This window comes from Cupriavidus sp. HY129, assembly GCF_059492215.1.
Map to the genome: position 1 here is coordinate 1,919,926 of NZ_CP083255.1, position 12,828 is coordinate 1,932,753.

Annotated in this window: 11 protein-coding genes; 4 read left to right on the forward strand and 7 right to left on the reverse strand. The window is 64.4% G+C overall.

Going from position 1 to position 12,828, the window contains the following annotated elements:
• Positions 1-10: 10 nt before the first annotated feature.
• On the reverse strand, positions 11-1,243 hold the full coding sequence (sorA, locus tag K6G35_RS24940; RefSeq protein WP_008645771.1) for a SorA family sulfite dehydrogenase catalytic subunit: 1,233 nt from the start codon (positions 1,241-1,243) through the stop codon (positions 11-13).
• 236 nt (positions 1,244-1,479) lie between these two features.
• Positions 1,480-3,219 carry a dipeptidase gene (locus K6G35_RS24945; protein WP_495676499.1) on the reverse strand — a complete coding sequence of 580 codons (1,740 nt, stop codon included), beginning with the start codon at positions 3,217-3,219 and terminating at the stop codon, positions 1,480-1,482.
• 248 nt (positions 3,220-3,467) lie between these two features.
• Between K6G35_RS24945 and K6G35_RS24950 the strand changes: the two genes are divergently transcribed.
• From K6G35_RS24950 to K6G35_RS24965, 4 genes are all read left to right on the forward strand, one after another.
• Positions 3,468-4,199: a glutathione peroxidase gene (locus tag K6G35_RS24950; RefSeq protein ID WP_008645767.1), complete on the forward strand. Its 732-nt coding sequence runs from the start codon at positions 3,468-3,470 to the stop codon at positions 4,197-4,199.
• A 137-nt stretch (positions 4,200-4,336) separates the two neighbouring features.
• The gene (locus K6G35_RS24955; RefSeq protein ID WP_495676500.1) at positions 4,337-5,779 is read left to right on the forward strand and encodes a dihydrolipoyl dehydrogenase; all 1,443 of its coding nucleotides are present in this window, start codon (positions 4,337-4,339) and stop codon (positions 5,777-5,779) included.
• Positions 5,780-5,947: 168 nt separating this feature from the next.
• The gene (locus K6G35_RS24960; RefSeq protein ID WP_495676501.1) at positions 5,948-6,532 is read left to right on the forward strand and encodes a TetR/AcrR family transcriptional regulator; all 585 of its coding nucleotides are present in this window, start codon (positions 5,948-5,950) and stop codon (positions 6,530-6,532) included.
• 109 nt (positions 6,533-6,641) lie between these two features.
• On the forward strand, positions 6,642-7,808 hold the full coding sequence (locus tag K6G35_RS24965; protein WP_035883778.1) for an OpgC domain-containing protein: 1,167 nt from the start codon (positions 6,642-6,644) through the stop codon (positions 7,806-7,808).
• Between the two features lie 88 nt (positions 7,809-7,896).
• Here K6G35_RS24965 and K6G35_RS24970 read toward each other — a convergent pair whose 3' ends face one another.
• From K6G35_RS24970 to catA, 5 genes are all read right to left on the reverse strand, one after another.
• Positions 7,897-8,691, reverse strand: a complete 795-nt coding sequence (locus tag K6G35_RS24970; RefSeq protein ID WP_495677130.1) for a 1,6-dihydroxycyclohexa-2,4-diene-1-carboxylate dehydrogenase — start codon at positions 8,689-8,691, stop codon at positions 7,897-7,899.
• Positions 8,691-9,710, reverse strand: a complete 1,020-nt coding sequence (gene benC / locus K6G35_RS24975) for a benzoate 1,2-dioxygenase electron transfer component BenC (RefSeq protein WP_186425903.1) — start codon at positions 9,708-9,710, stop codon at positions 8,691-8,693. The genes K6G35_RS24970 and benC overlap by 1 nt, the downstream gene beginning before the upstream one ends.
• Positions 9,711-9,751: 41 nt before the next feature.
• A complete protein-coding gene (gene benB / locus K6G35_RS24980; protein WP_495676502.1) occupies positions 9,752-10,246 on the reverse strand; it encodes a benzoate 1,2-dioxygenase small subunit in 495 nt (164 codons plus the stop codon).
• Positions 10,243-11,637, reverse strand: coding sequence for a benzoate 1,2-dioxygenase large subunit (gene benA / locus K6G35_RS24985; protein WP_495676503.1), 1,395 nt, complete (start codon positions 11,635-11,637; stop codon positions 10,243-10,245). The genes benB and benA overlap by 4 nt, the downstream gene beginning before the upstream one ends.
• Before the next feature lie 131 nt (positions 11,638-11,768).
• Positions 11,769-12,692 carry a catechol 1,2-dioxygenase gene (gene catA, locus K6G35_RS24990; protein WP_495676504.1) on the reverse strand — a complete coding sequence of 308 codons (924 nt, stop codon included), beginning with the start codon at positions 12,690-12,692 and terminating at the stop codon, positions 11,769-11,771.
• Between the last annotated feature and the right edge of the window lie 136 nt (positions 12,693-12,828).

Consider the following 12,828-nt stretch of genomic DNA (forward strand, 5'->3'; position numbering starts at 1 on the left):
GGCGGGCTCCTCAGACTGCCTTGACGCGCGTGGTTTCCACCACGTTGCGCATGTAGCCGGCCGGATTCCACAACGCCGTCATCGGCTGGCTCTGGCCGATACGATTGACCGCGCGCACCCGGAGGTCATAGGCCCCCTTGCGTGGCGGGCGGAATGCGGCGCGCCATTCGCGGAACGAGTACTTGCCGAGATCCTGGCCGAGCGTGGCTTCCGTCCAGCTTCGGCCGCCGTCGGCCGAGAAGGCGACTTCGGCGATACCGTAGCCGCCGTCGAACGCAATGCCTCTTACCACGGTCTCTCGTCCGGACGGGACCGTCGCGCCTTCGGTCAGGCTGGTGATGAACGAGCGCACGTTGAAGCGCCCGATCGGGCGCGTGCGTGCCGGTGCCGAGCCGGGTTCGACATTGGCCCCGGCGTTGTCGGGAATGCGATAGGCGCTCTGCACCCAGAAGCCGTCGAACTGTTTGTCGAGAACGGTGATATCGGAAAGGTGTTTCACCCAGTACGTACCGTAGTGGCCCGGCACCACCAGCCGTAGCGGGTAGCCATTGAGCATCGGCAAGTCTTCGCCATTCATGGACCACGCCAGCATGACTTCGCCATCGAGCGCCTGGTCGATATCGAGCGATTTGACGAAGTCGGGGCTGTTGTCGAGTGGTGGCCGGTCGAGGCCATTGAAGCTGACCTGGACAGCGCCGGGTTGCACGCCGGCTCGTTCGAGCACGGCCTTCAGCGGCACGCCGGTCCAGCGCGCGTTGCCCATGGCGCCGTTGGCGAGCTGGCCGCCATTGACGCGCGGAGCAAGAAAGCCACGGCTGTTGCCCGAGCACTGGTTGACGGCGACGACTTCCACCGGCTGCGCGATAGCCTTGATGTCGGCCAGCGATAGCTCGAGCGGCGTTTTCACCTTGCCGCCAATGCGGAGCCGATAGGTCTGTGGGTCGACCGAGGTCGGAATGCCGCTCCAGTGATAACGCACGAAAAACGCGTCATTGGGCGTCAGAATCCCCTCGTTGAACACGCTAAACGGGGTTTCCAGCTGCGGAGGCCGGCTGGTCAGCAGGATCAGCGGCCGCTTCTGCGGAAACGCCACAAGCTCGCGCGCGCCGTTGTCGAAGGGGAGCTGGACCTGCTTGTCGCCGCTGGCGGCGAGGGCGTTCAGGGCGGTGGTGCCGACGACCGCATTGGCCGTCAGCGCGCCAGCCTGCTTGAGAAACCGGCGTCGCCGGACTCGATTCTCCATGGCTTGTCTCCGTCGTTCTTATCTTGGGCCGTGGCCGCGGGGGCGCACACACGGGGGTGAGGACGGGGATAAAGCCTATTCAGTGCCGCAAGGCATGTAAAACAGATTAAATCGATAACAACAAGAGGAATTCCCGCTAAACGACCCGCTACGACTACGCTAAGCAACCCGCTAAGCGGATCCGTCAAGCTGGCCGCACCGCTTCGATGTATCCCGGCACGGCCAGCCGAGCGGCCTTACTGCATCGATTTCAGATTGCCAACGCGCACGAGCATCTCCGTGAACATCTGCATGTCCAGGTTCAGGTCGGCCACTTCCTTGTACTCCTTCGCGTTGTGCGCGGTGTACTTCTTGCCCGGCATCGCTGGCCCGAAGTTGATCGCGTTCGGCATCAGCTTGGCCGTGGTGCTGCCGGCGGTCGGCACGGGCTTGGCTTCGAGCCCGGTGGTATCGCCGTAGATGTTCAGCAACGTGGCCAGCCAGGCGCCCTTGGGATCCCGGGCCATCCAGTCGCCCTGTTCGTGCTGGATCTCCAGCGCGGTGTGCGTGGTTGCTGCCCAGCCCTGGACGCGCTCGGCGATCTTCGCGCGCAAGGCATCGGGCGTTGAACCGCGTGGCATCCGCACGTTGGCGGTGACTTCGAGCTTGCCGCCGCGCTCGCGGATCAGCGTCGGCGAGATCGTCAACGGACCCATGAAGTCATCCCGATAGGCCACGCCGAGCTTTTCCCCGAGATAGTCGGTGCCATAGAGGTCGGTCAGGTAGCGGATCGCATGGGCGTACTGGTTGTCCGCAAAGGCGACGCCCGACGACTGCAGGAACATCGCGAGACGCGGCACGGGGTTCACGCCTTCCTCGGGGCGGGAGCCATGGGCGGACGTGCCAGTCACCTTCACGACGATGACGTCGCCGTCACGCGCGATGTCGATCGAGAACTTGCCCTGGGCCTCATGCTGGGCGATGAAACCGGCGCGCGCCTTTTCCAGGCCGGCGGCCACGGCTGCCAGGTCACCGCCGCTGATGCGTGCCGTCGCCGTCTGAGGAATCGCGTTGGCCGAGGCCGCGCCGCTCATGGCCACGATGGCCGCCTGCTTGCCGTCCACCGTCTGATCCGCGAAGCGCGCGGTCAGCGCGCCCGAGCCTTTCTCGGCGACCACGGCAGGGTACTTGCTGTCGAGCACGATGTTGTACTCGGGCAGGGCGGTTTTCTCGCGGTAGTACTTCATGCCGTCGCCACCGGTTTCCTCGGTGGTCTCGATCATCAGCCGGATCGAACGCGCCAGCGGCACGCCGCTTTCCCGCACGGTTTTCATCGCGTAGAGGGCGGCGGCAATCGAGCCCTTGTCGTCGATCGTGCCACGTCCGTAGAGGTAGTCGCCCACGCGCGTGACCTTGAACGGGTCGAGCTTCGTGCCATCGTCGAGTACCCATTCGTCGGCCACCACGGGCACCACGTCGGCATGGGTAAGGATGCCGAAGGTGTCCTTGCCGGTGCCGGGCAGCGTGACTTCGAACACGCGGTTGTCGATGTTGCGATAGTGCAGGCCAAAGTCCTTGGCCATCCGCTCCACGAGCTTGCCGAACTCGATGATCGCGGGGTTCTCGTGCTGCGGCACCTTGTCGTCTCGCACCGTGTGCAGCGCCACCATCTCGCTGATGCTGTCGAGTACGGCACCGCCGTTGTGTACGCGGTTGTAGACGCCGAGCAGGCGCCCGATGTTGACGAGGTCGTCGCCCGTAAGCGGGCGCTTCGCCCGGTAGGCACGCACGGATGGCGCAAGTTTCGGGTCGGCCTTGACCGCGGCGTCGAGGAAGGCATTGAAACTGGCTGGAGGCGTTGCCGTGGCACCGGCTACGAGTTGGTCGAGCTCCGGCTTGGCGATGGTCGCCGCGTTCGCCATGGGTGTCAGCGGGCAGGCGAGCAGGGCGGCGGCCAGCAGGGTTGCCGCTGGCAGTCGTGCAGTCAGACGATTCATCGGGTTTGTCCCTTCGGTTGTCTTGGTTGTCTTTGTTGGGTGGCCGAATGATAGCGGCGCCCGGTGCCGCAAGAAAGCAGGGAGATCACTCGTCGATAGTGAAAATCAATCGCCTTTCTACGATTGATAATAGTAATTATCAATCGGGCTGGTTGAAACGATGAATTGTACAAATCACATTGGGATCTTCAGAATCCACTCCATCGCTGCAACACGCGGCGCCAACCTGACCCAGAGGAGTGATCCAGATGCTGCAATCCCGTGAAGGCCAACGCGTTCCCAACGTCACGTTCCGTGTGCGTGCAAACAATGAGTGGAAGGACGTGACCACGGCCGAACTGTTCGACGGCAAGACTGTAGTGTTGTTCTCGCTGCCGGGCGCCTTCACCCCGACGTGCTCGTCCACGCACCTGCCGCGCTACAACGAACTGGCGCCGGTGTTCGCCAAGCAAGGCGTCGACGCGATCCTGTGCGTGTCGGTCAACGACACCTTTGTCATGAACGAGTGGGCCAAGGACCAGGAGTCCGAGAACATCGTCATGATCCCCGACGGCAACGGCGAATTCACCGACGGCATGGGCATGCTCGTCGACAAGGCTGACCTCGGTTTCGGCAAGCGTAGCTGGCGCTATTCGATGCTGGTCAAGGACGGTGTGGTGGACAAGATGTTCATCGAGCCGGAAGAGCCGGGCGACCCGTTCAAGGTGTCGGATGCCGACACGATGCTGAACTACATCGCGCCGACCGCCAAGCAGCCGGACCAGGTGGTGGTGTTCTCGAAGGTTGGCTGCTCGCACTGCGCCAAGGCAAAGCAACTGCTGTCGGACAACGGCTTCGAGTACATCGACGTGCCGCTCGAGAACAAGATTCGCGGCAAGGTGCTGGGCGCCGTGTCGGGCGAAATGACTGCGCCGCAGGTGTTCATCAACGGCAAGCTGGTTGGTGGCGCCGAAGCGCTCGAACAGTACCTCGCTCGCTGATCTCCCTCGCCCGGGCCCGGTTCCCCCGACCGGTGTCCTGGGCACCTCTCCCCCTTGCTAGTCGTCGTATCCGATGGCGCCGCGTATGTGGCGGCGCCATCCCGTACGCCGATTGACGATCGATACAGGAAACGCACATGAACACGAACCAGAATGCCCAGACCGCTCAGACTGTCCAGACCGTTCAGACCGACGTGGCCATCATCGGCGCGGGTACTGCCGGCCTGGCGGCCTACCGCGCGGCCATTGCCGCCGGCAAGCGCGCCGTGATCATCGAGGGCGGCGCCTATGGCACGACCTGCGCCCGCGTGGGCTGCATGCCGTCGAAGCTGCTGATTGCCGCGGCGGAAGCCGCGCACGAAGCGCGTCACACTGCTGCATTTGGCGTGCACGTGGATGGCCCGGTCCGCATCGACGGCCGGGAAGTCATGCAGCGCGTGCGCAGCGAACGCGACCGCTTTGTCGGCTTCGTGGTGCGCGGTGTGGAGGGCATTCCCCAGGACGACCGCCTGATCGGCCAAGCGCGGTTCATCGACAACACGATCCTCCAGGTTGACGATCACACTGTCGTGCGCGCTAGCCGCGTGGTGATCGCCACGGGCTCGCGCCCCGCCGTGCCGCCGTCCTTTGGCGTGTTTGGAGATCGCCTGATCGTCAATGACGATGTGTTCTCGTGGGAAGACCTGCCCCAAAGCGTGGCCGTGTTCGGCCCGGGCGTGATTGGTCTGGAACTGGGGCAGGCCCTGTCGCGGCTTGGTGTGCGGGTGCGCGTGTTTGGTGTCGGCGGCGGCGTCGGTCCGTTGTCGGACCCCGAAATTCGTGCTTACGCTGCCAAGTCCTTCAACCAGGAATTCTCGCTGTTGCCGGATGCGCGCGTGCTTGAGATGCGACGCGAGGGCGACGACGCCGTCATCACGTTCGAAGACGCCGACGGCCAGACCGTGACGGAGCGCTTCGCCTACGTGCTGGCCGCCACGGGCCGCCAGCCCAATGTCGACAATCTTGGGCTGAACAACACCGCGCTGGAACTCGATTGGCGGGGCGTACCGGTGTTCGACCCGGTGACACTCCAGTGCGGCGAGTCGCCGATCTTCATCGCCGGCGATGCCAACAACGTCCTGCCGCTGCTGCATGAGGCGGCCGACGAAGGCAAGATTGCCGGCGAAAACGCTGCGCTCTGGCCGAAGGTCGGGCCGCTGACGCGGCGCGCGCCGATCGCGGTGGTGTTCTCCGATCCGCAGATCGCGATGGTCGGCAAGCGCTTTGCCGATCTGACGCCGGGCAGCTTCGTGACTGGCGAGGTCAGCTTCGAGGATCAGGGGCGCAGCCGTGTGATGCTCAAGAACCGGGGGCTGATGCACGTCTACGCGGATCGCGCCACGGGCCGCTTCCTTGGCGCGGAGTGGATTGGCCCGCGCGCCGAGAACATCGCGCATCTGCTGGCGTGGTCATACCAGCAGGGGCTGACGATTGCCGCGATGCTGGCCATGCCTTTCTACCATCCCGTGGTGGAAGAGGGCTTGCGCACGGCGCTGCGTGATGCGCAAGCCAAGCTGGCGCAATTGCAGGAAGCCGCCTGATCGGACGGCAGCCTGAGCCTGGCTTGATCGGGAGGGCCGGAAGCGAAGTCTCGCTTCCGGCCCTTGTTCATTTGGCGGGACGTATATAGAGAGATCGAGACAGATCAAGACAGATCTGTCTCCTATAATGGCGCCTATCCACGCCAACGTCTTACCCTGTCACCCGTCATGCCCACCCCATCCGCGCGCGACCGCATCCTCGATACCGCAGCACGCCTGTTCTACCGCGATGGCTATCGCGGTACCGGGATCGACCGGATCATCGCCGAGTCGGGCGTGGCCAAGATGTCGCTCTACCGGCATTTCCCTTCCAAGAACGACCTGATCGTCGCGTATCTCGAGCGCCGGCATGACTACTGGATGGGCTGGTTCCGTGATGCGGTGACCCGGCGACTGGCCGCACGCGGCAACCTCGATGTCATGGCCGATGCGCTGGGCGAGTGGTTCGCCACCGAGGATTTCCGTGGCTGCTCCTTTATCAACATGATCGCGGAGGCAGGTGGCGGTGCCGGCGACGACCCACGGCTGCTGGCGCAGGCAGTGGCGCACAAGGCGTCGCTGGAGGACTTCGTCACCGGGATCGCGCGCGATCTGGGGCTGTCCAGTCCACGCGAAGTGGCGGAAGAGTCCATGCTCTGCATCGAGGGCATGATCGTCCGCTACCAGACCACGCATGCCGGCGGCGTGGTCGATGCCGGGCGGCGGATGCTTGGCAGGCTGCATACGGCACATTCGGCACATTCGGCAGCGTAATCTACTGAAACACAGTGCGTACACGTTAACCCTGATGCCACGGTAAAATCCGTAGCATAAGACATGGGCCGGAAGCAATTTCGGCCCGTTTGCATTGGGAAGCACGCCTGTGAACGCAGTGAACAACAACCAGCGGCGCACCGAGGTCGACCTGATTCGCGGCATCGCGCTGCTCTTCATCGTGGTCGACCATGTCAACGGCAGCGTGCTGGCCGACTACACGATCCGCAACTTCACGCTCTTCGACGCCGCCGAGGTCTTTGTTTTCCTGGCCGGCTATTCGGCGGGCGCCGCCTATCTCGCGATGGAGGCCCGCCAGGGCGCCAGCGCCGCGAGCAAACGCCTGCACCGCCGTAGCTGGGAGATCTACAAGGCCTTCGTGCTGACCGGCGTGCTGATGCTGCTGTTCGGGTTCCTGCTGGCGATGTGCAAGGTGCCCGCGCCAGCCGTGCGCGCGACCGAGGCACCGGCGTTCATGGCCCAACCGATCGAGACGCTGTTCCAGGTGATCGGCCTGGCGCGGCAGCCATTCGTCTCGGATGTACTGCCGATGTACGCGGTGTTTATTGGACTGGCGCCGCTGGCGATCGGCTGGGCGAGAAAGTATCCGTTGGCCTTTGTCTGCGGCAGCGTGGCGCTCTGGATCATGGCGCCGGCGCTGCTGCCGCTGTTGCCGAGCAGCGAGCCGCGCGGCTGGAGCTTCAACCCGTTCGCATGGCAACTGATGTTCGGCATGGGCCTGCTGGCACGCCTGAGGCCGGACTTCGTGCTGCCGCAACAGAACATCGCGCGCTGGGCCTGCACGATTGGCGCGGTGATCGTCACGATGGCCTGCATGGCGCTGGCGTATCTGTGGATGCGTCCGCACGTGTATGAGGCCTGGCTGCCGGCGTGGTTGCCATCGATGGTCTTTCCGCTGCCGAAGCAGAGCCTGGCGTTCCTGCGCGTGCTCAGCTTCCTCGGGCTGGCATGGCTGGTCTATCTGGCGGCGCGCGCGGGATGGGTCGAGCGCGTGGCCCGCTTCATGGGGCCGGTGGTGCAGATCGGCCGGCATAGCCTGTTCTGCTTCGTGCTGGGCGCCGTGGTGTCGGTGACGATCGAAGGCTTTACCTATGGCATCGCCGGCGGCCGGCCCACGCGCCCGGTGGCGCTGGGCGGCGATCTGGTGGCGGTGGCAATCCTGCTGGTGGTCGGCGGGTGGTATGGCCGCAGGAAAGAAGCGCGGAAGGTGGCCGCGAAGTCGGCGATCGTTACTGCATCCCCATCGCGCGCGTGATCGCGTTTGATCATCTCTGATCGCGCGTCATGCGCGCCCCCTCCCAAGCAAATCGGAGAGGGGCGCGATCAAGCGGCAAGTCAGCGCGTCAGCCAAGGTCTCCGCCACCCACCGGCACTACAGTCCCCGTCATATACGACGCCTCGTCCGAAGCAAGGAACAGGATCACACCCACTTGTTCCTCGATCGTCCCGTACCGGTGCATCAGGCTCGACGACACGGTCTGATCGACGATTGCCTGATACCACTTCGATTCCTGTTCCGACTGTTCCGACTGTTGCTGCGTGTTGCGCGGGATCTTGCGCGGCGGCGCCTCGGTACCGCCCGTAGCCACCGCGTTAATGCGAATGCCATCCGCCGCGTGCTCGAACGCCAGGCTCGCGGTCAGCGCATTCACGCCTCCTTTGGCCGCCGCGTAGGGCACGCGATGGATGCCACGCGTCGCAATCGACGACACGTTGACGATAACCCCGGCGCGACGCTCGACCATGCCCGGTAACACCGCGCGGCAACCCCAAAGCGTGGGAAACAGCGACCGGCGGATCTCCGCCTCGATTTCGGCTTCAGCGTAGTGCTCATAGGGCTTGGCCCAGATCGTGCCGCCCACGTTGTTGATCAGGATGTCGACATGGCCGAAGGCAGCGGTGGCCGTGGCCACCATCGCCTGCGCCCCCGCATACGTCTCCAGATCCGCATTGACGGGCAGTGCCGTGCCGCCCGCAGCCAGAATCTCGGCCGCGACTTCCTCGACCAGTCTGGCGCGGTCCACCAGCACCACACTTGCACCCTCGGCAGCCGCGGACATTGCCACGCCGCGACCGATACCCTGCGCCGCGCCCGTGACGATCATCGTCCGGCCGGCGAAACGTTGCATCGTGCGCATCATGCCTCCGCGCTGGCCGAGAACTTCTCGTAGTAGAAATTGGCCGGCGTGATGCCGGCATCCCGCAGCCAGTCACGCACGGCTTCCACCATGGCGACGGGGCCGCACAGGTAGACGTCGACGTCTCCGTCGTTGATCCATGCGGGGTCGACATGCGTGGTCACGTAGCCCTTGCGCTCGTGTGAGCTTGCGGCGTCGGCAATGCAGGTGCGGTAGGTGAATCCGTCGATGCTGGCCGCGGCGGCCTCAAGCCGCTCGGTAGCCACGAGGTCGATGTCATGCGTGACGCCGTAGACCATGCGCACCGGATGCGTGCTGCCGCTGGCGGCCAATACGTCGAGCATGGACAGGAACGGCGCGATGCCGGTGCCGCCGGCCAGGAACAATACGGGCCGCGTGACGGCGCGCAGGTAGAAGCTGCCGAACGGGCCGGAGAATGCCATGCGCTGCCCGGTCTGCGCCTCGCCGGCCAGAAAGCCGCTCATGCGGCCCTGTGGCACGTTGCGCACGACGAAGGCCGCCTGAGACGCGCCCGGCGGCGAACTGAACGAGTACGCGCGCGTTAGTCCACTGCCCGGGATTTCCACGTTGACATACTGCCCGGGCAGGAAGCTGAGCGCGGTTGGGTCATCGAGGTCGATCGAGAAGCCGATGGTCGACTCCGACAGCGGCGCCACGGCGGCGATCGCGCCCTCAAATCGAGTCACGCCAGTCTTGCAGGCCGCGGACGAAGCCGACACGCGGATCACGCAATCCGAGCGCGGCCGTGTCTGGCAGGCCAGCACGTATCCCTTGGCCGCCTCCTCGGCGGTCAGCGCGTCCTCGATATAGCTCGATTCGGGTAGATCGTAGTGGCCGGATTCGCACAGGCCGCGACAGGTTCCGCACGCGCCGTCGCGGCAGTCGAGCGGAATGTTGATCTGCTGGCGATAGGCGGCGTCCGAGAGCGTCTCCTTGTCGCCGCACGTGATGAAGCGCGTCACGCCGTCTTCGAACTGCAGGGCGATCGTATGTTCCATGGCCTTGTCCCTCCGTGGTGCTGCCTGATACGGCGAGCGAATCAGATGTGATAGATGTCGATGACCTGGTGGATGTAGTCGTTCTTGAGCACGACGTACTTGTCCAGGATGCGCGGCGTGCCTAGCGAGAAATCGATCACGTAGCGCGACATGCCGAAGTAGCTGAAATTGGTCTGGTAGCGATGCGCGAGCGTGTGCCAGTTGAAGCGCACCGTGGCCAGTTGTCCATCGGTCGACTCGATTTCGATATTGCTCAGGTTGTGGCTCGTGCGCGTGTCGGGGATCGTCGCGCTCGACCGCTCGGTCTTGATGCGGAAGATGCGGTCCTCCAGCCCCTGCCGGTTCGGATAGAAGATCAGTGAGATCTCTCGTTCCGGATCGGTGACGAGCTTGCCGTCGTCATCCCAGCAAGGCATCCAGAATCGCGCCTCGGGGTGATAGCAGGTCAGCCATTCATCCCATTGCTCGTCGTCGAGCAGGCGGCACTCGCGGTAGAGAAAGGCCGAGACATCGCTCATGGGGATGGCGGCGCTCATGCTGCATCTCCCTGTGCCACGGCCCGCTTCATCGTCTCCAGCCAGTAGCGGTGCTGTACGGTATAGAGCCCTTCATCCTCGGTACGCAGCCCGCTCATCACCGGATTCAGACCGATGCGCTTTGCTGCGTCGTCGGGCCCGTCGATCCAGTGCGTGGCGCCCCGGCACATATCGTTCCAGGCCAGTGCCTGGCCCGCGTAGCCCTGTTGGCAGGCGCGGAACTCCTCGAGGTCGTCGGGCGTGGCCATGCCGCTGACGTTGAAGAAGTCCTCGTACTGGCGGATGCGGCGCGCGCGGGCCTCGTCCGATTCGCCCTTGGGGGCGATGCAGTAGATCGTGACTTCGGTGCGGTCCACCGACAGCGGGCGCAGCAGGCGGATCTGCGAGCCGAACTGGTCCATCAGGTAGACATTGGGGTACAGGCACAGGTTGCGCGAGTTCTGGATCATCCAGTCGGCGCGCTCCTCGCCACAGCGTTGCGCGAACTCGTCGCGACGGGCGAAGTTCGGACGATCTTCCGGGTTGGCCCAGCGCGACCACAGCAGCATATGGCCGTGATCGAACGCGTAGAAGCCGCCGCCTTGCTGACCCCACTTGCCCGCATCCATCGCGCGGATCTTGTCCTCGCGTTCGTTCTGCTGCTTGCGGTGGCTTGTGGTGGCGGCGTAGTTCCAGTGCACGGCGGACACATGGTAGCCATCGGCGCCATTCTCGGCCTGCAGCTTCCAGTTGCCGGCGAACGTGTATGTCGACGAGCCACGCAGCACCTCCAGGCCATCGGGTGACTGGTCGACGATCATGTCGATGATGCGCGCGGCATCGCCCAGAAACTGCTCGATCGGCGGCACATCGGCGTTGAGGCTGCCAAACAGGAAGCCGCGATAGTTGGCAAAGCGCGCCAGCTTCTTCAGGTCGTGGGACCCCTCCTTGTTGAAGCATTCCGGATAGCCGGCCTGTTCGGGGTCCTTGACCTTGAGTAGCTTGCCGCTGTTGTTGAATGTCCAGCCGTGGAATGGGCAGGTGTATGTGGCCTTGTTGCCGCGCTTGTGCCGGCACAACATGGCGCCACGATGGCTGCACGCGTTGATGAATGCGTTCAGTTCGCCCTGGCGATTACGCGCGATCACGATCGGCTGGCGGCCGATATGCGTCGTGTAGTAATCGTTGTTGTTCGGGATCTGGCTTTCGTGCGCCAGGTAGATCCAGTTGCCCTCGAAGATGTGCTGCATCTCGAGTTCGAACAGCGCCTCGTCCGTGAACGCGCTGCGGTGCAGCCGATAGTCGCCGGTGACTTTGTCTTCGACCAGGAACTGGTCAAGGTTTTCCAGGCGGTTGGGCTGATGCTGGGGACGAGCGGGGCCCGCCCCGGTATCCAGATGGATCGGGATCATGGTGGTCTCCTGCCAGAGCGGCGGGGAAGGGGCCGGGACGCGCGGTGGTGGCGGGTCCCGGCGAATCAGATCGCTTTCTGCGGTCTCAGGCGGTCTTGGGCGGTCTTGCGCGGTGACCCTTGGCGCTGGCCTCAGGCGGCAGCGCGCATGCGGTCCACTTCGGAGGCCGGGATGTCGCTGGCCTCGCGCAGCAGGCGGAAGTCGAAGTCGATCGAGGCGAACGGCTTGCTAACGCCATGCTTGTCGAGCCGCGCGGCGTCCCCGACGCGCTCGACCGCCGGCACCAGACCATCGCGGCTGGCAAAGGCGAAGTCATCCCACAGGTACTCGTCGCCGTCGATGTTGATCTGCGTGGTCAGCTTGCGATGGCCGGCGGCGGATACGAAGAAGTGAATATGTGCGGGGCGGCGGCCGTGGCGGGCCAGCAGGTTCAGCAGGCGCTGCGTCGTGCCCTCGGGCGGGCAGCCATAGCCCATCGGCACGATGCTGCGGAACTGGTAGCGGCCGTTGGCATCGGTGACGATCGTGCGGCGCAGGTTGAAGTGGGATTGGCTCTTGTCGAAGAACGAGTAATTGCCAAGCAGGTTGGCGTGCCATACCTCGACCTTCGCGCCGGCCAGCGGCTTGCCGTCGGTGTCGTAGACCGTGCCCTGCATGAACAGCACCTCGCCCTTGTCGTCCTCCGTGCCGTCGTCGAGCCGTGCGAAGCCGGTGGATTCGGGCGCGCCGGCCACATACAGCGGGCCTTCGATCGTGCGCGGCGTGCCGCCGGTCAGGCCGGCGCGGGCTTCTGCCTCGTCGGCGCGGATGTCCAGGAATCGCTCCAGACCCAGGCCGGCGGCCAGCAGGCCCAGCTCGTGGGTGGCGCCTGCCTCGGCGAAATACTCGATGCCCTTCCAGACTTCGGTGGCGCTCAAATCCAGATCCTCGATCGCCTTGAACAGATCGGTCGTCAGCCGTACCACGACCTGTTGCACGCGTGCGTCCGGTGTGCCTTGCGTGGCGGTGTGTACGAGGAACTGCTTTACCAGCGCTTCGATGTCAGCGTGCGTCATGTCTCACTCCGAAATGTCTCTTTGGTGGGGGTCGAATGATCGGTTGGTTAATGCTCTGTGGGTATAAACCCGTATCGAGGATTGCCGTCCGACTTGTTGCGGAGCATAGTTCAGGGGTGTTTGGGCAGTCCAAGAC